The organism is Pseudomonas sp. NPDC090752, assembly GCF_055584805.1.
Window position 1 is genome coordinate 284934 of sequence record NZ_JBVJLI010000002.1, and the last position, 18036, is coordinate 302969.

Consider the following 18036-nt stretch of genomic DNA (forward strand, 5'->3'; position numbering starts at 1 on the left):
TTCCTCACAGGCCTGCGTGGGCGGCGATGGCGGCGGCGATGGCCAGGGCCAGCTCTTCGGGTTTGCGCTTGATCGAGTAGTTGGTCAGTTCAGGGTGGCTTTCGACGAAGCTGGTGTTGAACTGGCCGCTACGGAATTCCGGGTTGCGCAGGATTTCCTGGTAGTACGCGGCGGTGGTCTTCACCCCTTGCACGCGCATGTCGTCCAGGGCACGCAGGCCGCGGTCCATGGCTTCTTCCCAGGTCAATGCCCAGACCACGAGTTTCAGGCACATGGAGTCGTAGAACGGCGGAATGGTGTAGCCGGTATAGATTGCCGTGTCGGTACGCACACCCGGGCCGCCGGGGGCGTAGTAGCGGGTGATCTTGCCGAAGCTGGGCAGGAAGTTGTTCTTCGGGTCTTCGGCGTTGATGCGGAACTGCAACGCGTAGCCGCGATGCTGGATATCTTCCTGCTTGACTGACAGCGGCAGGCCCGAGGCAATGCGAATCTGTTCGCGGACGACGTCGATACCGGTGATTTCTTCGGTGATGGTGTGTTCCACCTGCACCCGGGTGTTCATCTCCATGAAGTACACCTCGCCATCGGCGAGCAGGAACTCCACGGTACCGGCGTTCTCGTAGTTCACCGCCTTGGCCGCACGCACCGCCAGGTCGCCGATGTAGGCGCGCTGCTCCGGGGTGAGCTGCGGGCTCGGGGCAATTTCGATGAGCTTCTGGTTGCGGCGCTGGATCGAGCAGTCGCGCTCGAACAGGTGCACGACGTTGCCGAAGCTGTCACCGAGGATCTGCGCCTCGATGTGCTTGGGATTGACGATGCACTTCTCCAGGAACACTTCCGCCGAACCGAAAGCCTTGGTTGCCTCGGAAATGACCCGGGGGAAGTTCTGTTCCAACTCTTCACGGCTGTTGCAACGGCGAATACCACGCCCGCCACCGCCCGAGGTGGCCTTGAGCATCACCGGGTAACCGATGCGCTCGCCTTCGCTCAGGGCTTCGTGGATGTCGGCAACGTTGCCTTCGGTGCCTGGCGTCACCGGTACACCGGCCTTGATCATGGTGCGGCGCGCTTCGGTCTTGTCGCCCATGCGGCGAATCACCTCGGCGGCCGGGCCGATGAACTTGATCCCGCGCTCGGCGCAGATTTCTGCCAGTTCAGGGTTTTCCGACAGGAAACCGTAGCCCGGGTGCAGTGCGTCACAGCCGGTCTCCACAGCAAGGTTGACCAGCTTGCGCGGGTTCAGATAACCGGCCAGCGGCTCGGCGCCAATGCTGTAGGCCTCGTCGGCACGCTTGACGTGCAAGGCGTGACGGTCGGCGTCGGAATAGATCGCGACAGAGCGAATGCCCATCTCGGCGCAAGCACGCACAATGCGAACTGCGATTTCACCCCGGTTGGCGATCAGGATTTTTTTTATCACTGGAGTTTTCCCAAAGCCGTAGGAACAGTCGAGCCGGTTTCACCGGTCGGCGCGTGACCAGACGTCGCTGGCCAGTCGCACATTCACCCTAGCGCTGTAGGTCGATAAACAAAAATCAATATTTGTTAGGGGCTGTATTAGCAAAAGCTTATAGTTCGGTTACAAGGTATTGCCAAAGGCTGGAGAAAAATGCGTAAGTCATTGATGCGTATGACTTTGCGTCAATTACAGATCTTTAACGAGGTGTGTGATTTACGCTCGTACAGCCGTGCGGCGGAGGAGATGGCGCTGACGCAACCCGCGGTTAGTCTACAGATCCGTCAGCTCGAAGAGCTGGTCGGGCAGCCGCTGTTCGAATACGTGGGCAAGAAGCTCTACCTGACTGAGGCAGCCGAAGCGCTGCAGCGCGCCAGCCGGGACATCTTCGGACGCCTGGAAAGCCTCGACATGCAGTTGTCGGACATGCAGGGCTCACTGCAAGGGCAGTTGAAACTGGCGATCGAATCCAGCGCCAAGTACTTCGTGCCACACCTGTTCGCCGCCTTCAAGCAACGTCACCCGGAGGTCAACCTGACCCTTACGGTAGTCAATCGCGCCCAGGCGATCCGGCGCCTTTCCGATAACCGTGACGACCTGATCATCATGTCCATGGTGCCGCAGGACATGGGCCTGGAGTTTCTGCCGTTTCTCAACAACCCGATCATCGCCGTGGCACCACCTGAACATCCGCTGTGCAAGCTTGAGCAGCTGCGCCTGCAGGACCTTGAGCCTCATACCCTGCTGGTCCGCGAACAGGGCTCGGGAACGCGTAAGGCCTGCGAGGAATACTTCAAGGACAAGCGCGTGCACTTCACCCAAACACTGGAAGTGGCCTCGGCCGATGCCCAGCGCGAATGCGTGATCGCCGGTCTCGGTATTGCCTTGCTGACCCGCCATGCCGTCAACATGGAGCTGGCCGCAGGGGTGCTCAGGGAGCTGCCGGTGGAAGAACTGCCGCTGTACCGCAGTTGGTGCGTAGTGCAGTCCAAGGCCAAGCGGCAGTCACCGGTGGCCCTGGCATTTTTGGCATTCATCCGCAGCGAACGTGCGCTGATCAGCGCGCTTGTTGAGCGTTTTTCGGGGAAGTTGCCGCTGAAGCCTGCCACACCGTAAGTGCTTCCAACTCGGGGTAATCCGCCAAGTCGCGGAGCAGTTGGCGTTGGTCACAATAGCTTTCGATCGCGCGGCGGTACTCCATGCGACGCTGATCCTTTTCCTGCTGTTTGCGAGCTTTGGCGTTGGGTTGGTACGAGCCATCGAAGTCACGAGCCATGTCTGTCTCCCTGATCGAGTGCGGGGAGCTTCAGACTGACTGCAATGTTTTACCGTTTTGCTGAGCAATGGTTACAAATCAGTGAAAGACGCAGCTTATGACTGCATCCAGGATCAGTCATCCATCGCCTTGATCGACTTGGGCGACAAGCGCAGGCTGCGCAAGCTGCGCTTGACGCTCTTGAGGTGATTGACCAGGCTTGGCCCGCGCGCCATTGCCACACCCATGGCTAGCACGTCGATCACCACCAAGTGGGCAATGCGCGAGGTCAGCGGGGTATAGATTTCGGTGTCCTCGTGCACATCGATCGCCAGATTGACGGTCGAAAGTTCGGCCAATGGCGTTTGGCTCGGGCACAGGGTAATCAGGTTGGCGCCGCTCTCACGCACGAGGTTGGCGGTGATCAGCAGGTCTTTGGAACGCCCCGACTGGGAAATGCACACCGCCACATCACCCGGTTTGAGTGTGACCGCCGACATCGCCTGCATGTGCGGATCGGAATAAGCGGCCGCACTGAGCAGCAGGCGGAAGAACTTGTGCTGCGCATCGGCCGCCACCGCCCCAGATGCACCAAACCCGTAGAATTCCACGCGTTGCGCCTTGGCCATGGCACTCACCGCCTGCTGCAACGCGTGCGGGTCGAGGTGTTCACGCACTTCCATCAAGGTGTGCAACGTGGTGTCGAAAATTTTCAGGCTATAGTCGGCAACCGAGTCGTCTTCATGGATTGCGAACTGCCCGAAACTGGCACCAGCGGCCAGGCTCTGCGCCAACTTCAGCTTGAGGTCCTGGAACCCCGAACAACCGATCGCCCGGCAAAAACGCACAATGGTCGGTTCGCTGATGCCCACGTTGTGCGCCAGGTCGGCCATCGAGCTGTGCATGACCGCAGCCGGGTCGAGCAGCACGTGGTCGGCCACTTTCAATTCCGATTTGCGCAGCAGGTGGCGCGATTGGGCGATATGTTGCAACAGATTCACGGGCTGGACTCGGTTATGATCGGCTGGCCGGGATGTAGCTTTCTTGTAGTTATACTACATGGACGCCAACCCGCCCAGTTAAACGAAGGTGGAGCGTAGTGGTTTGACTATTCCTTGCGACATTCTGGTGTTTGGTGGCACCGGCGACCTGGCCCTGCACAAACTGCTGCCGGCGCTCTATCACCTGTATCGCGAGGCACGTCTGAACACTGCCGTGCGCATCATTGCCCTGGCCAGGCGCAACCTCTCGCGCAACGACTACCTCAAGCTCGCCGAACGCAATTGTCGAGCGCAGATTGCCCGCGATGATTTCGACGAAGACGTGTGGCAACGCTTTTGCGCACGCCTCGACTATTTCCCCATGGATGCCTCGCAAAGCGCCGACTTCGGCCGCCTGGCGCGCTACCTCGGCGAACCTGGCGGGCTGACTCGCATCTATTACCTGGCCACCGCCCCGAACCTGTTCGTGCCGATTGCCAACCACCTGCGCGTGGCCGGGCTGGCCGACCCCGAAGCGCGAATCGTGCTTGAAAAGCCGATCGGCCACTCACTGGCCTCGGCCACTGCAATCAATGAAGCGATCGGCGCGGTCTTCGACGAAAACCAGGTGTTTCGCATCGACCACTACCTGGGCAAGGAGACCGTGCAAAACCTCATGGCCCTGCGTTTCGCCAATGCCCTGCTGGAACCTGTGTGGCGCAACGGGCAGGTCGACCATGTGCAGATCAGCGTCTGCGAAACCCTCGGTGTAGAGAACCGTGGTGGCTACTACGACCGCTCCGGTGCCACCCGTGACATGCTGCAAAATCACCTGCTGCAGCTGCTGTGCCTGGTGGCCATGGAGCCGCCCGCACAGTTCGAGGCCGAAGCGGTGCGTGACGAAAAGGTGAAGATCCTGCGCGCCCTCAAGCCGATCACCGGCCAGGACGTGCAGGACAAGACCGTGCGCGGGCAGTATGGGGCTGGGTACATCGGCGGCCAGGAAGTGCCCGCCTATTACTTCGAAAAAGACGTGGACAACGACAGCGACACCGAAACATTCGTTGCCGTGCACGCCCACATCGACAACTGGCGCTGGGCCGGCGTGCCGTTCTACCTGCGGACCGGCAAGCGCATGGCGCGGCGCTCGTCGCAGATCGTCATCCAGTTCAAGCCCGTGCCACACGAGCTGTTCAGTGGCGGTCAAGTCAACCAGCTGATGATTCAGTTGCAGCCGCAAGAGCGCATCAGCCTGCGCATGATGACCAAGAGCCCAGGCAAGGGCATGCGCCTGGAACCGGTGGAGCTGGACCTCAACCTGGCTCAGGTGTTCGGCCAGACTCGCCGTTGGGAGGCGTATGAACGCCTGCTGCTGGATGTACTGGAGGGTGACTCGACACTGTTCATGCGGCGTGACGAAGTGGAAGCGGCATGGGCCTGGATCGACCCGATCATCAATGGCTGGGAGGAACACTTCCAGGCCCCCCGTCACTATGCCGCCGGCAGCAACGGCCCTGAACAGGCCAACAGCCTGCTGGCCAGACACGGCCAACATTGGCACGGCTGAAGCGCTCACGCCGCTCGCCGATGAGCGGCACCGTTACAGGGTGAATATTTATACAGTGGGTGTTTGCCCCGTAACCGGCCTGCCCCTAGAATGGCCGGATGCACACAGATGACCTCTCCCTCCTGCTGAACTCCCTCAATGATGCCCAACGCCAGGCCGTCGCGGCCACGCTCGGGCGTCAACTGGTGCTTGCTGGCGCCGGCTCCGGTAAAACCCGCGTGCTGGTGCACCGCATCGCCTGGCTCATCCAGGTCGAGCAGGCCTCGCCGCACTCGATCCTGTCGGTGACTTTCACCAACAAGGCTGCCGCCGAGATGCGCCAGCGGATCGAACAACTGCTGGGTATCAACCCGGCCGGCATGTGGGTGGGTACCTTCCACGGCCTTGCGCACCGCCTGTTGCGGGCGCACTGGCAGGAAGCGCGCCTGGTGCAGAATTTCCAGATTCTCGACAGCGACGACCAGCAGCGTCTTGTTAAACGGGTGATCCGCGAGCTGGGCCTCGACGAACAGCGCTGGCCGGCGCGCCAGGCCCAGTGGTTCATCAACGGGCAGAAGGATGAAGGCCTGCGCCCGCAGCATATCCAGGCCAGTGGCGACTTGTTCCTGGGCACCATGCGCAGCATTTACGAGGCCTATGAACAGGCCTGCGAACGCGCCGGGGTCATCGACTTCTCCGAACTGTTGCTGCGCGCCCTGGACCTGTGGCGTGATCACCCAGGCCTGCTCGAGCACTACCAGCGGCGCTTCCGCCACCTGCTGGTGGACGAGTTCCAGGATACCAACGCCGTGCAGTACGCCTGGTTGCGTCTGTTGGCGGGCAGTGGCGGCGGCAGCTTGATGGCCGTGGGCGATGACGACCAGTCGATCTACGGCTGGCGCGGTGCCAAGATCGAAAACATTCACCAGTACACCGCCGACTTCCCCGACGCCGAGATGATCCGCCTGGAGCAGAACTACCGCTCCACCGGGGGCATCCTCAAGGCCGCCAACGCCTTGATCGCCAACAACAGCGGGCGCCTGGGCAAGGAGCTGTGGACCGACCTCGGTGAAGGTGAGCCGCTCACCCTTTATGCGGCTTACAACGAGCACGACGAAGCGCGCTATGTGGTCGAGACCATCGAGAGCCTTATCAAGCAAGGCTGCTCGCGCAACGAAGTCGCCATCCTTTATCGCTCCAACGCCCAATCGCGGGTGCTGGAAGAAGCCCTGCTGCGCGAGCGCATCCCCTACCGCATCTACGGTGGCCAGCGCTTCTTCGAACGTGCCGAAATCAAGAACGCCATGGCGTACCTGCGCCTGCTCGAAGGCCGTGGCAACGACGCGGCCCTGGAGCGAGTCATCAATGTGCCGCCGCGCGGCATTGGCGAAAAGACGGTTGAAGCCATCCGCGAGCACGCCCGTCACAGCCAGCTGTCTATGTGGGAAGCCATGTGCCAGCTACTTGCCGCCAAGGCTCTCAAAGGCCGAGCTGCCAGCGCGCTGGGCGCGTTCATCGAGCTTATCGAGAACCTCGCCGGCAAGACCGCCGACGTGCCGCTGCACACCATGACCCAGACAGTCATCGAGCAATCCGGACTGATCATCTATCACCAGGAAGAGAAAGGCGAAAAAGGCCAGGCTCGGGTAGAAAACCTTGAGGAGCTGGTCAGCGCCGCACGCAACTTCGAAAGCAGCGACGACGATGCCGACCTGTCGCCGCTGTCGGCCTTCCTCGGCCACGCCTCGCTCGAAGCTGGCGAATCCCAGGCGGACGAGCATGAAGACAGCATCCAGCTGATGACCCTGCACAGCGCCAAGGGCCTGGAATTCCCTTATGTGTTCCTGGTGGGCATGGAAGAAGGCCTGTTCCCGCACAAGATGAGCCTGGAAGAACCCGGCCGCCTGGAAGAGGAACGCCGCCTGGCTTACGTGGGCATTACCCGCGCCATGCGTCAGCTGTTCATGACCTATGCCGAAACCCGTCGCCTTTATGGCAGTGAGACCTACAACAAGGTGTCACGCTTCGTACGTGAGATTCCGGCAGGTCTGGTGCAAGAAGTGCGTCTTTCCAACAGCGTCAGCCGCCCGTTCGGCGGCGCCAAGAGCACCAGCGCCAGCAGCCTGTTCGCCAATGCCAATATCCCGCAGACAGCCTTCAACCTGGGCCAGCGGGTGCAGCACTCGGTATTTGGTGAAGGCGTGATCCTCAATTTCGAAGGTTCCGGTGCCCAGGCCCGGGTGCAGGTGAACTTTGCCGAAGGCAGCAAGTGGCTGATGTTGGGGTATGCCAAGCTCGAGGCCATCTAAGGGCGGCAATGATTGCCCTTGTAACATTCAGGCAAAAGCTAGAAACATCTTGTCGCTGGTCATGTGCCCGGGAACCTGTGCACCATGACGCGCGTGCAATCCACAACAGGGGATATCCCATTTATGCAACGTTTTCTTAGCATCGCACTGGCGCTCTGCGTCGGCCTGACGCTGAGCCTGGACGCCAGTGCCAAGCGCTTCGGCGGCGGCAAGAGCTCGGGCTCCGCGCCTATCCACCAGACTCGCCAGGCTACGCCAACCACGCCTGCCGCCGCGCCGACCGCACCTGGCCGTGCTCCGGCCGCCGCCAGCGGTGCTTCGCGCTGGCTGGGCCCACTGGCCGGCCTCGCCGCCGGTGGCCTGCTGGCGTCCATGTTCATGGGTGACGGCTTCGAAGGTTTCCAGATCATGGACTTCCTGATCGTCGCGCTGATCGCCTTCCTGGTGTTCCGTTTCATCGCTGCGCGCCGCCGCCAGCAGCAGCCGCAAATGGCCGCTCCGGGCCACGCACCGTTCCAGCGTGAAGCCCACGGCCAGCCTGCCCAGCCGTCGATCTTCGGTGGTTCGGCCGCGCCTGCAGCTGCCGCCGCCCCGGCCATCAACGCTCCGGCCTGGTTCAACGAGAAAAGCTTCCTGGCCGCAGCGCAAAGCCACTTCCAGTCGCTGCAGCAGCACTGGGACGCCAACGAGATGGACAAGATCGCCGAGTTCGTCACGCCGCAGATGCTCGAGTTCCTCAAGCGCGAACGTGCCGACCTGGGTGATGGCTTCCAGGCCACCTACATCGACAACCTTGAAGTGCAGCTGGACGGCGTGGACGATCGCTCCGACCGTACCGACGCCACCCTGACCTTCCGTGGCGTATCGAAGACCTCGCGCTTCGACCAGGGCGAAGCCTTCAGCGAAAGCTGGCACATGGTTCGCGCCCAAGGCGAGAACCAGCCTTGGCTGGTCGCTGGTATCCGCCAAAACGGTTAACCGTCGCACGTTGCACAAAAAACCCCGGGCCTGTCCCGGGGTTTTTGCTTTTGCCAGACCGCCCTACTAGGGTATAACGCGCAGCGTTGTCATCAAGGTCAGAGGAAATGAACCGTGGAAGAAGTGATCGAACAACTCCGTGAAGCCAATGAGCCGGTACCGGTGCCCCTGGAGCTTCCCGACGAAGATCAACTGGTCGAGATCGAAGAACAACTGTTCATCAACATTCCGTTCGTGTTCAAAGAGTTCCTGTTGACCGTCAGCGACGTGGTATATGGCTCGCTGGAGCCGGTGACCGTGATGGACCCGCAATCGCATACCTACCTGCCTGATGTGGCGGCCAATGCCTGGGATACCGGCGTACCCCGTGAGCTGATCCCACTGTGCCAGGACGGTGACAACTACTACTGTGTCGAGGAAGACGGCACCGTAGTGCTGTGGGATGCCGACGAAGAGCTGGTAGGCGAAGACAGCTGGGAGTCGGTGTGGCACTGGGCGCGGGACGTCTGGCTGGAAAGCTGATCTCGAAGCTTGCGCAGATCACTGTGGGGCTTTAGCCGCGAAGCAAGCAACGCGGTGGATGGCACCGGCTTCACCGGTGTTCGCGGCTGAAGCCGCTCCCACAGAGGTTGCGCAATTTTAGCAAGACCGCTTCAGTGCGTATTCTCCCGGCTGTTTTCCAGCGTCTCCAGCAAGGCGATCTGCATGCGCGTGTGCACGCGGATGAACCAGCGCCACAGCACCGCCACCACCACTGCCGCCACAACCGCAATGATCAACAGCAGTTCGTTGGTCGGCAGGATGCTCGCCGATAGCGCCGACAACAGCAGGAAGATCACCAGCAGCGACAGCAGCGGAATAACCTCGGCCACCACACGGCGCACCCGCTGGGTATGGCGCCCGGCCATTTCCGGCTTAACACCCATCTCGGCCAACAGCATCGACAGGGCCTTGAGCTTGCGATAGGCCGCGATGAGGAACGGCAGCGACAACAATAACGCCGCGCCCCAGATCACCGCCTTCTGCTGGCTGACATCGCTCACCCACTCACTGAGCCAGATGCCGATACGTTCAGCGAAATATCCGCCGCTGAAGAAGATTGCGATCACCAACGCCAGGTTCACCCCGACCTGCAGCAGGATGCGCCGAATCATTGCTGCCAGCATCGCGCCTTCACCTTGCGGCTGGATGCTGCGCAACCATTCGCCATACAGCGACAACACGCGCGACAGCCGGCTCGGCATCACCTGGCCCAGCTTCAGCGACAACGGGTCGGCCGCACGGATCAGGTACGGCGTCAGCAATGTGGTAATAGCCGACACGGCCACGGCAACCGGGTAGAGGAAGTCGCTGGTCACCTGCAGCGTCATGCCCAGGGCCGCGATGATGAACGAGAACTCGCCGATCTGCGAAAGCCCCATGCCAACCCGCAGCGAAGTACGCCCGTCGTTGCCGGCAATGAACGCGCCCATGCCGCAGGACAGCATCTTGCCCAGCACCACGGCCAGGGTGATGACCACGATCGGCCAGGCGTAATCGAGCAAAACTTGCGGGTCGATCATCAAGCCGATGGCGACGAAGAAGATGGCGCTGAACAGGTCGCGCACCGGCTCGATCAGCCGTTCGATCTTCAGCAACTGACGCGACTCGGCCATGATCGCACCGATCAGGAAGGCACCCAGCACCATGCTGTACTCAAGTTTTACCACCAGCAGGCAGAAGCCGAAGCACAAGCCCAGCACGGTGATCAGCAACATCTCGTTGCTCTCGAATTTCGCCACGTAGGCCAGAAGGCGCGGCACCAGCAGAATACCGATGACCAGCGCCACGATCATGAACAGCGACAGCTTGCCGACCGTGGAGAACACTTCGCCAGAGCTGACCGAGCCGCTGACCGCGATACCGGAAAGCAGGGCGATAATGCCGATGCCAAGGATGTCTTCGACGATCAGCACACCGAAAATCAGCTGGGCAAAGCGCTCGTTCTTCATCTTCAGGTCGTTGAGCGCCTTGACGATGATGGTGGTCGAGGAGATCGCCAGGATCGCGCCGAGGAACAGCGAATCCATGGTGTTCCAACCGAACCAGCGGCCGATCTCGAAGCCGATCCAGATCATCAGGACGATTTCCAGAAACGCTGCGATGAACGCCGTGGCCCCCACCTTGAACAACTTGCGCAGGCTGAACTCCAGCCCCAGGCAGAACATCAGGAAGATCACCCCCAGCTCGGCCAGGGTCTTGATCGTGTCTTCGTCATGAATCAGGCCGAAAGGTGGCGTGTGCGGGCCGATGATGAACCCGGCGACGATGTAGCCCAGCACCACGGGTTGTTTGAGCCGATGAAAGAGAATCGTCACCACCCCGGCGACCAGCATGATCACGGCCAGATCCTGGATGAAGCTGATGGCATGCATGGCGCGATACTCCTTTGTCGATGCCCGGGCAGACCGCTCCTCTGCCCAGGCAAACCCGGGCGAGCAGCAAGTACATACTGTATTGAATGCAGGATGGCCCATATTGCGTGGGCGTACTCAGGTTAACATCGCACCCCGCCGCAAAAAGGCGGCGCAATATGTAGAAACAGATCGGCCGGTTATCCGCCGCCGATGGCAAGATCGGCGTGACGACGCAGCGTCGGCCAACGTCCCGTACCAGGAAGGCAAAACTTCAAGAGGGGAAAACAGAAGTGTCTACAGATACCCGCCCCGATTCAGCGCAACCTCACCGTGAGCACACTATGGAACCTGGAAACGCCCAGCTGAGCATGACCGTCCTGATGACCCCGGACATGGCCAACTTCTCTGGCAACGTACATGGCGGCACCTTGCTCAAGTATCTCGATGAAGTGGCCTACGCGTGCGCCAGCCGTTATGCCGGCAGCTATGTGGTGACCCTGTCGGTCGACCAGGTGATCTTCCGCGAACCGGTGCACGTCGGCGAACTAGTGACGTTCCTGGCTTCCGTCAACTACACCGGCAATACCTCCATGGAGGTGGGCATCAAGGTGGTCACCGAGAACATCCGCGAGCGCTCGGTGCGTCATTCCAACAGCTGCTTCTTCACCATGGTCGCGGTCGACGACAACCGCCGTCCGGTGGCGGTGCCACCGCGCCAGCCAGTGTCCAGTGAAGAGAAGCGCCGCTTCCTTCAGGGCCAGCAGCGCCGGCAGATTCGTCAGGAACTGGAAAAGCGCTACCAGGACCTGAAGACCGACGCCGTTTAAAACGCCAGGCGCTGCGCCTCGAAGCGCACGCGTGGGTGAGCGATGCGGTCCTGCGCCCGCACCAGCTGCAGCTCGTAGCTGGTGCAGGCCTGGGTTTCCAGAAGCACCTCATGCACGGCTGCTGCGGTGTATTCGAAAGCCTGCAACCAGTTGTCGCCCAGCAGCACGCGGGCAAGGAACAGGCCGGAGGTCAAGTCACCCACACCCACCGGCTGGCGCGGGAAGGCCAGCAGCGGCCGGCGCAAGTGCCAGCTCTGGTCACGGGTGACCAGCAACATCTCGAACATATCCTCCACTCGCCCTGGGTAGGCCAGGTGTTTCACCAGCACGACCTGTGGGCCACGTTCCAACAGGCCACGGGCCATGCCTACGCAATCCTCCAGTGACTGCGCCCGCCGACCACAGAAGCTGTCCAGCTCAAGCTGGTTGGGGCACAGGATGTCTGCCCGGGCAACGGCTTCCTCCAAGAGAAATTCACTGACCTCCTGCGGCACGATGCAACCTTTCTCTGCGTGGCCCATGACCGGGTCGCACAGGTACAGCGCCTTCGGATTCACCGCCTTGATGCGCTCGACACCCGCCAGGATCGCCCGGCCCTGTTCGGCGCTGCCCAGGTAGCCGGACAGCACCGCATCGCAGTGGCCCAGTTCGCCGATGTTGGAAATACCTTCCACCAACGCAGGAATTTGCGCTGGAGCAAGCACTTCGCCCGCCCACTGGCCATACTGAGTGTGATTGGAGAACTGCACGGTATTAAGTGGCCAGACATTGACCCCGATCCGTTGCATGGGAAACACCGCGGCACTGTTGCCAGCGTGGCCGAACACCACGTGGGACTGAATGGCAAGCAGGTGCGGGGTACGTTTCATGCGGGCGTTTTCCAAAGCTGTTTCAAGGATTGTGCGTCGCGCAGTATGAACTCGATTGCCACCTGTACGACAGACCAGGGACACAGTTAAGCTGGATCAACCTGTTTGGAGCATATGCAAATGTTGACCCTGGAGAATCTCTTCGTCCTGATGCTATTGGCCACGGCAGGCGCGTGGTTATGGCACAACCACGGGCTGCGTGAGAAGGCCTTGGCGCGGGTCAAACAGCACTGCGCAAAACTCGACCTGGAGCTGCTTGATGATGCCGTCGCGCTCAAGCGCATCGGCTTCATCCGTGACGCCAATGGCAGGAAGCGGCTGGCGCGGGTGTATGCCTTCGAGTTCACCGTGACCGGCGAACAGCGCCATCCAGGTACCGTGACTCAGTTCGGTGCCCACAGCATGCAGATCGAGCTGGCGCCCTACCCGTTCGAGATCAATACGCCGCCACGCACCGGCAACGTCATTGAGATGCAGCAGTGGCGCCAGGAACATAATCGCTGGCGCAACTGATCAGCTCACACGGCACCGAGCTAGTACAGCCTGTAGCGCCTGCTGGGGCTGCGGCTGATCGAAGATCAGTTCGATGCGCGTGTCCTTGCGCCAGGCGCTAGGCTGCCAGTCAGGTAAGTTGCCATTCAGCCCATTGAAGGACTGCCAGCCTTCGCTGCTGTGGATAACGCCCTTGGCTCTACGCCAGTCGTACGTTTCGAGCATTTCACGCAGAGCCTGGGGATTAAACTGTTGGCTTGGGTGCCAGCGCCAGCCGATGCTCCAACCGCCCTCACCTTCGTGAGCATGGCAAATGGGCTGACGAACATCAGTCCACAGGGCAAGAGGGGCTGTGGATGGATTATCCATAGCGGCTTTATCCACTGAATATTGCGAAATTACACCTGTGGATGAAATCGGAAGACTGGAAGTTGCTAACACCCCCTGTGCAGTCCATACACTAGCGATTGCTGGAAAATCCTTATTTATCAACAACCTATGTTTTTCATCAACAGCCTCGCTTTTGTTGAAGATTAACAGCCAAGCCGCTTCCAGTGCCTGTCGTTGCGCCTCAGGTAAACGCTCCCCACGCGCCAGCGACTGAGCATCCACAACCATTACCAGCGGCTGCACTGCCAGCACGCCAACCCAGGGAGCTTGGCGCAATTGATTCAATAACTGAACGGGATGACCCAAGCCTGAGGGTTCGATGAACAGACGGTCCGGACGCGCTGTGCGCAGCAAGCGCCCGAGCCCGACCTGGAACGGGGTGCCATTCACGCAACACAGGCATCCTCCCGCCACCTCGGCAATGGCTATGCCGCCTTCGTCACGACTCAGCAACGCCGCGTCCAGGCCGACCTGACCGAATTCATTGACCAGCACAGCCCAACGCTCGGCCGCCGGGCGCTGGGCCATCAACTGCCGGATGACACTGGTTTTACCGGCCCCCAAAGGCCCGGCGATGACGTGGGTGGGGATGTTCTGCAGCATGCGATCACTTCGGTGCGTAATTCACCCCACTATGCCCCGTCAAGCCAGCCAGTCAAGGCTGAGCAACAAGCGCCGCTCCTGGCTTGCCGGCGAACGGTGGACAAGGCCAGCACCTTCGTTGCCCAGCCATTTTTCGCCCTTGAGCACAGCCACATCCCCCGGTTGCAGTCTTTTGATGTTATCCACAGGTGCTTGCGCAAGATGCAATCCATGCCGTTCGATCGCGCCCTCCTCAAGCCATTCGCTGCCTGGGCCCACGTAGCTGGTCAGCAGCCGCAGGGGAACGTTATCCACATGAAAGCGAGGGCACATGGCGCCCTGCAATACCCGCAGCCGCAGCCCGACACGCCGCGCGCCAAGCAGGCAGGTGAAGGCGGATACCAACCAGCGTACATCTGCGACAAAACTTTCGTAGCCATGCAGCTCGGCAGCCTCGGCCAACAGGTGTGGAAGCAGCGGGGTTTCATGCTCATGCACATCGAGCACACGCAGGTCCTCCAAGGGTTGGCCAAGGCCTACCAGCAGCGCCGCGAAATCTTCGATCTGAGCAGGTAAATGGCGCTGCCAGACGGCCATATTGACGCCATCGTTGAAAATTTCGGTCAACACGCGTGGCGCATCGGCATGGATCTGACGGATATCCACAGGCTGAAGCACCGGCGTCATGCTACTTCCTCAGCATGCCAATGCCCGAATGGATCAGGTAGACGCAGCCAGCCCATCTGACCCAGCGCCATCTCATCGTCGGTCAGCAAGCAGTTATCCAACGCTGTGGATAACTCGGCGAAGTCGATGTTCTGCCCGATGAAAACCAGCTCTTGACGGCAGTCTCCGCTTTCAGCCACCCAATGCCTGAGAATGTCCTGCGTGCTCTGCTCATCCTGGGGCCAGTGCTCTCGTGGCACGAAACGCCACCAGCGCCCAGCCAGCCCGTGGCGCATCATGCCACCTGCCTGCGACCAGCTGCCGGCCTCCTGATACTTGCTGGCCAGCCAGAAGAAACCTTTCGAGCGCAGCAAGCGGCCATTGCTCCATGGCTTGTGGATAAAGTCGAAGAACCGCTGCGGGTGCAGCGGCCTGCGAGCTTCCCAAGTGGTCGCAGCAATGCCGTATTCCTCGGTTTCCGGTATGTGCTCCCCGCGCAGTTCCTGCAACCAGCCCGGCGCCTGCGCGGCCTGCTCGAAGTCGAACAGGCCGGTATCGAGGATTCGTGCCAGCGGCACCTGGCCCATGACCATCGGCACGATCTGCGCCCGGGCATTGAGGCTGCGCAAAATGGCGATTAGCTCTTCGCGCTCATGCTGGCTGATCAGGTCGATCTTGCTCAGCAACAGCACATCGGCAAACTCGACCTGTTCGATCAACAGGTCACTGATTGAGCGCTCGTCTTCCTCGCCCAGGGTTTCGCCGCGACTCGCCAGGCTGTCGGCAGCCTGGTAATCGCGCATGAAGTTCAGGCCATCGACCACCGTCACCATCGTGTCGAGCCGTGCCATGTCGGACAGGCTGCGGCCCTGCTCATCTCGGAAGGTGAACGTCTCGGCGACCGGCAAGGGCTCGGAAATGCCAGTGGACTCGATCAGCAGATAATCGAAGCGGCCTTCCTCGGCCAGCCGCGCCACTTCTTCCAGCAGGTCTTCGCGCAGGGTGCAGCAGATGCAGCCGTTGCTCATCTCCACCAGTTTTTCTTCGGCGCGGTTGAGGCTGACATTGCGTTGCACCTCACTGGCATCAATGTTGATTTCGCTCATGTCATTGACGATGACGGCGACGCGCAGGTTGTCGCGATTACGCAGCACATGGTTGAGCAAGGTGCTTTTGCCGGCCCCCAGGAAGCCGGACAGCACGGTGACAGGAAGACGATGGGACATGGCGAAACCTCGACAGGCGGGCGCATTCGAAACGATGCATTGCATAATGTTATAAAGTAACAATACAATTTCGCCAAGCCGTACTCGTCGGAAGTTTTTCTCGGGGGATGGAAATGAAACTGTTACATGCAGCCGCGTTGCTGCTGGTCACTGCGCCTTTTCCGACGCTGGCGATGCCGTTGAACAACACAATCGCGCTGTGCACACGGAGCGCCACACTGCTTGCCTGCAAGGATGGCAACGGTAGTTATTACAGTGTGCGGACAGAGGACAGCCATCTTTACCTGCGCGGCTTCGACAACGCATCGCGCCGACTCTGGGCGCAAACCAACAGCCGCTACGGCACGCTGACGTTTTTCACAGGTCTCGCCAGCGATGGAAAGGCCTGGGTTGGATATAGCCGACGCGTTGGCTGGACCACGTTGAACCGCGTTTCCAGCTCAAGCGGTCAACGTTTCAATCTGCATTGCAGCTTGGTCGGCGGATGCCGCTGACATACCCTACCTGGTATCACCCATGAATGATCTGACGCTCCCCGACATCGCTGCACAGACACAACAGCAAACGTTGCCACTCAGTTGGGTAGGCATGAGCGGAATCGCATTGCCCGTTCAGTTCGATGGGCACAGGGTGGCAGCCAAGGCCGATGCCGGTGTGAGCCTTGTGGATGGCACGTCACGTGGTATTCACATGTCGCGACTGTACCTCTCGCTAGAGCGCCTTGAGCATGAAGCGCTCACCCCGTTGGCAATCCGCCGTCTGCTTGCAGATTTTCTCGTTAGCCACGAAGGACTATCCAATGCTGCCTACCTGCGGCTGAGTTTCGAGCACTTGCTCAAACGAGCGGCTCTAGTCAGCCCGTTAGCAGGATGGAAAAGCTACGCGGTTAGTCTCGATGCGAAGATCGAAAATGAAATGTTCCACGTGGAACTATCTGTACGCGTTCCCTATTCATCCACATGCCCATGCTCCGCAGCGCTAGCCAGGCAGTTGATTCAACAACAGTTCCAGGCAGACTTTGCCCAGCGAAACCTGAGTCGCGAGGAAGTTCTGAACTGGTTGGGCAGTAGCCAGGGCATTGTCGCCACGCCCCACAGTCAACGCAGCATGGCCGAAGTCCATGTTCGCTTGCGCGACAATCTAGAGAGTATTCCTGCAACCACGCTCATCGAATCGATAGAGATGAGTTTGGGTACCGCAGTTCAGACAGCCGTAAAACGCGCCGATGAGCAGGCGTTCGCTTTGGCCAATGGCCAGAACCTGATGTTCTGTGAAGACGCCGCACGACGATTGCATAAGTCGCTACGACAGTTGGATTGGAGCACTGCCTTCAAGCTTCGCGTGGAACATGCAGAAAGCCTGCATGCCCACGACGCGGTCGCCAGGTGCCAGTGGCAATGGTAAACCTCAAGTCCGAGGCTTGACCGTTCCACAGTCGTTGCCCAGCCAGACGGCACGGGTGTTCATGCTGCCCTGCTGCTGCACACCCGATGCATTGAAAGTGCCGTTTACCTGGGTGGTGAATTCCTTGTCGCTGAGGAAGGTTGCCTGACCGGTCCCTTGTGCTTTCGGGCAGCTAAACTGGAACTTCCAGACATTGCCAGTGCGGTCCGTGATCTTTTGCGTGCAACCGGACTTCGGGTCTTGTAGCGGAATGTCATTGGTCTTCACCTGCTCTGGCGTCAGGCATGAACGAACACCGTTACCGCCTATAGTAACGCCCTGCTTGGCCAGCACCCCTTCCATCATTGCCCGTTGCTCCGGTGGCAAGTTCTTCAGTTGGCCGAGCATGAACTGCATATCGGGCAACGGCTTGCCATCGACCTGCATATTGCTGGTGGTTAGCTCCCACAAGCCGGGTTGCAACATCTGCGCATGCGCCAGCGAGCTACCCAGGCCAAGGGCCAGAGCCAACAGTGGCAGACGAATCTTCATGGACGAACGCTCCTCGAAAAAACCGGCCAAGTGGCCGGGCTCAGGCTTAGACGCCAAATCCGCTTTCAGGTTGCAAGCCGGGCCTGGAACGTGTTCTGTTATCCGCTGTGTATTCGGCAAGCAGGATGC

At 60.3% G+C, this 18036-nt stretch carries 18 protein-coding genes; 9 read left to right on the forward strand and 9 right to left on the reverse strand.

Features of this window, described 5'->3' with window-relative positions:
- Window positions 1-4: 4 nt before the first annotated feature.
- A complete protein-coding gene (locus ACZ6YA_RS04330) occupies window positions 5-1420 on the reverse strand; it encodes an acetyl-CoA carboxylase biotin carboxylase subunit (RefSeq protein WP_400801595.1) in 1416 nt (471 codons plus the stop codon).
- Window positions 1421-1624: 204 nt separating this feature from the next.
- Between ACZ6YA_RS04330 and ACZ6YA_RS04335 the strand changes: the two genes are divergently transcribed.
- A complete protein-coding gene (locus ACZ6YA_RS04335; protein WP_465895931.1) occupies window positions 1625-2572 on the forward strand; it encodes a LysR family transcriptional regulator in 948 nt (315 codons plus the stop codon).
- Here ACZ6YA_RS04335 and ACZ6YA_RS04340 read toward each other — a convergent pair.
- On the reverse strand, window positions 2514-2732 hold the full coding sequence (locus ACZ6YA_RS04340) for a PA3496 family putative envelope integrity protein (RefSeq protein ID WP_465895717.1): 219 nt from the start codon (window positions 2730-2732) through the stop codon (window positions 2514-2516). The genes ACZ6YA_RS04335 and ACZ6YA_RS04340 overlap by 59 nt on opposite strands.
- A gap of 113 nt (window positions 2733-2845) precedes the next feature.
- The gene (hexR, locus tag ACZ6YA_RS04345; protein ID WP_400801598.1) at window positions 2846-3712 is read right to left on the reverse strand and encodes a transcriptional regulator HexR; all 867 of its coding nucleotides are present in this window, start codon (window positions 3710-3712) and stop codon (window positions 2846-2848) included.
- A 103-nt stretch (window positions 3713-3815) separates the two neighbouring features.
- Here hexR and zwf point away from each other — a divergent pair, with 103 nt between their 5' ends.
- The 4 genes from zwf (at window position 3816) to ACZ6YA_RS04365 (ending at window position 9046) form a co-directional block, all read left to right on the forward strand.
- A complete protein-coding gene (gene zwf, locus ACZ6YA_RS04350) occupies window positions 3816-5258 on the forward strand; it encodes a glucose-6-phosphate dehydrogenase (protein WP_465895718.1) in 1443 nt (480 codons plus the stop codon).
- 98 nt (window positions 5259-5356) lie between these two features.
- Window positions 5357-7546 (forward strand): DNA helicase II, encoded by a 2190-nt coding sequence (gene uvrD, locus ACZ6YA_RS04355; RefSeq protein WP_465895720.1) that lies wholly within the window; start codon window positions 5357-5359, stop codon window positions 7544-7546.
- Between the two features lie 123 nt (window positions 7547-7669).
- Window positions 7670-8524 (forward strand): Tim44 domain-containing protein, encoded by an 855-nt coding sequence (locus ACZ6YA_RS04360; RefSeq protein ID WP_465895721.1) that lies wholly within the window; start codon window positions 7670-7672, stop codon window positions 8522-8524.
- Window positions 8525-8638: 114 nt separating this feature from the next.
- Window positions 8639-9046, forward strand: a complete 408-nt coding sequence (locus tag ACZ6YA_RS04365; protein WP_465895722.1) for an SMI1/KNR4 family protein — start codon at window positions 8639-8641, stop codon at window positions 9044-9046.
- 131 nt (window positions 9047-9177) lie between these two features.
- Here the strand turns inward: ACZ6YA_RS04365 and ACZ6YA_RS04370 are convergent, their stop codons facing one another.
- The gene (locus ACZ6YA_RS04370; RefSeq protein WP_465895723.1) at window positions 9178-10938 is read right to left on the reverse strand and encodes a cation:proton antiporter; all 1761 of its coding nucleotides are present in this window, start codon (window positions 10936-10938) and stop codon (window positions 9178-9180) included.
- 323 nt (window positions 10939-11261) lie between these two features.
- On the opposite strand from ACZ6YA_RS04370, the gene ACZ6YA_RS04375 reads away from it, so the two are divergent.
- A complete protein-coding gene (locus ACZ6YA_RS04375) occupies window positions 11262-11747 on the forward strand; it encodes an acyl-CoA thioesterase (protein WP_465895724.1) in 486 nt (161 codons plus the stop codon).
- Here ACZ6YA_RS04375 and pdxY read toward each other — a convergent pair.
- A complete protein-coding gene (pdxY, locus tag ACZ6YA_RS04380) occupies window positions 11744-12616 on the reverse strand; it encodes a pyridoxal kinase PdxY (RefSeq protein WP_465895725.1) in 873 nt (290 codons plus the stop codon). The two genes, ACZ6YA_RS04375 and pdxY, sit on opposite strands and share 4 nt — an antisense overlap.
- 120 nt (window positions 12617-12736) lie before the next feature.
- On the opposite strand from pdxY, the gene ACZ6YA_RS04385 reads away from it, so the two are divergent.
- The gene (locus ACZ6YA_RS04385; protein ID WP_465895726.1) at window positions 12737-13129 is read left to right on the forward strand and encodes a DUF3301 domain-containing protein; all 393 of its coding nucleotides are present in this window, start codon (window positions 12737-12739) and stop codon (window positions 13127-13129) included.
- On the opposite strand, the gene ACZ6YA_RS04390 is transcribed toward ACZ6YA_RS04385, so the two are convergent.
- Genes ACZ6YA_RS04390 through zigA form a run of 3 tightly spaced genes read right to left on the reverse strand, consistent with a single transcriptional unit; the run spans window position 13130 to window position 15972 of the window.
- The gene (locus ACZ6YA_RS04390) at window positions 13130-14101 is read right to left on the reverse strand and encodes a CobW family GTP-binding protein (RefSeq protein ID WP_465895728.1); all 972 of its coding nucleotides are present in this window, start codon (window positions 14099-14101) and stop codon (window positions 13130-13132) included. It abuts the gene before it with no gap.
- 39 nt (window positions 14102-14140) lie between these two features.
- Window positions 14141-14767: a DUF1826 domain-containing protein gene (locus tag ACZ6YA_RS04395; protein WP_465895730.1), complete on the reverse strand. Its 627-nt coding sequence runs from the start codon at window positions 14765-14767 to the stop codon at window positions 14141-14143.
- Complete coding sequence (zigA, locus tag ACZ6YA_RS04400) at window positions 14764-15972, reverse strand: zinc metallochaperone GTPase ZigA (protein WP_465895731.1); 1209 nt, start codon at window positions 15970-15972, stop codon at window positions 14764-14766. The genes ACZ6YA_RS04395 and zigA overlap by 4 nt, the downstream gene beginning before the upstream one ends.
- A 113-nt stretch (window positions 15973-16085) precedes the next feature.
- Between zigA and ACZ6YA_RS04405 the strand changes: the two genes are divergently transcribed.
- Complete coding sequence (locus ACZ6YA_RS04405) at window positions 16086-16466, forward strand: glutamine synthetase (protein ID WP_465895733.1); 381 nt, start codon at window positions 16086-16088, stop codon at window positions 16464-16466.
- A 22-nt stretch (window positions 16467-16488) separates the two neighbouring features.
- Complete coding sequence (gene folE2 / locus ACZ6YA_RS04410) at window positions 16489-17376, forward strand: GTP cyclohydrolase FolE2 (protein ID WP_465895736.1); 888 nt, start codon at window positions 16489-16491, stop codon at window positions 17374-17376.
- A gap of 3 nt (window positions 17377-17379) precedes the next feature.
- Here folE2 and ACZ6YA_RS04415 read toward each other — a convergent pair whose 3' ends face one another.
- The gene (locus tag ACZ6YA_RS04415) at window positions 17380-17907 is read right to left on the reverse strand and encodes a DUF3617 domain-containing protein (protein WP_465895738.1); all 528 of its coding nucleotides are present in this window, start codon (window positions 17905-17907) and stop codon (window positions 17380-17382) included.
- Window positions 17908-18036: the final 129 nt, after the last annotated feature.

Excerpts from the sequence above, each read along its gene's own strand:
- ACZ6YA_RS04335 (WP_465895931.1), top strand. The coding sequence starts at position 1,625 with ATGCGTATGACTTTGCGTCAATTACAGATCTTTAACGAGGTGTGTGAT.
- ACZ6YA_RS04340 (WP_465895717.1), bottom strand. The coding sequence starts at position 2,732 with ATGGCTCGTGACTTCGATGGCTCGTACCAACCCAACGCCAAAGCTCGC.
- uvrD (WP_465895720.1), top strand. The coding sequence starts at position 5,357 with ATGCACACAGATGACCTCTCCCTCCTGCTGAACTCCCTCAATGATGCC.
- ACZ6YA_RS04360 (WP_465895721.1), top strand. The coding sequence starts at position 7,670 with ATGCAACGTTTTCTTAGCATCGCACTGGCGCTCTGCGTCGGCCTGACG.
- ACZ6YA_RS04370 (WP_465895723.1), bottom strand. The coding sequence starts at position 10,938 with ATGCATGCCATCAGCTTCATCCAGGATCTGGCCGTGATCATGCTGGTC.
- ACZ6YA_RS04375 (WP_465895724.1), top strand. The coding sequence starts at position 11,262 with ATGGAACCTGGAAACGCCCAGCTGAGCATGACCGTCCTGATGACCCCG.
- pdxY (WP_465895725.1), bottom strand. The coding sequence starts at position 12,616 with ATGAAACGTACCCCGCACCTGCTTGCCATTCAGTCCCACGTGGTGTTC.
- ACZ6YA_RS04385 (WP_465895726.1), top strand. The coding sequence starts at position 12,737 with ATGTTGACCCTGGAGAATCTCTTCGTCCTGATGCTATTGGCCACGGCA.
- ACZ6YA_RS04390 (WP_465895728.1), bottom strand. The coding sequence starts at position 14,101 with ATGCTGCAGAACATCCCCACCCACGTCATCGCCGGGCCTTTGGGGGCC.
- ACZ6YA_RS04395 (WP_465895730.1), bottom strand. The coding sequence starts at position 14,767 with ATGACGCCGGTGCTTCAGCCTGTGGATATCCGTCAGATCCATGCCGAT.
- zigA (WP_465895731.1), bottom strand. The coding sequence starts at position 15,972 with ATGTCCCATCGTCTTCCTGTCACCGTGCTGTCCGGCTTCCTGGGGGCC.
- ACZ6YA_RS04405 (WP_465895733.1), top strand. The coding sequence starts at position 16,086 with ATGAAACTGTTACATGCAGCCGCGTTGCTGCTGGTCACTGCGCCTTTT.
- folE2 (WP_465895736.1), top strand. The coding sequence starts at position 16,489 with ATGAATGATCTGACGCTCCCCGACATCGCTGCACAGACACAACAGCAA.
- ACZ6YA_RS04415 (WP_465895738.1), bottom strand. The coding sequence starts at position 17,907 with ATGAAGATTCGTCTGCCACTGTTGGCTCTGGCCCTTGGCCTGGGTAGC.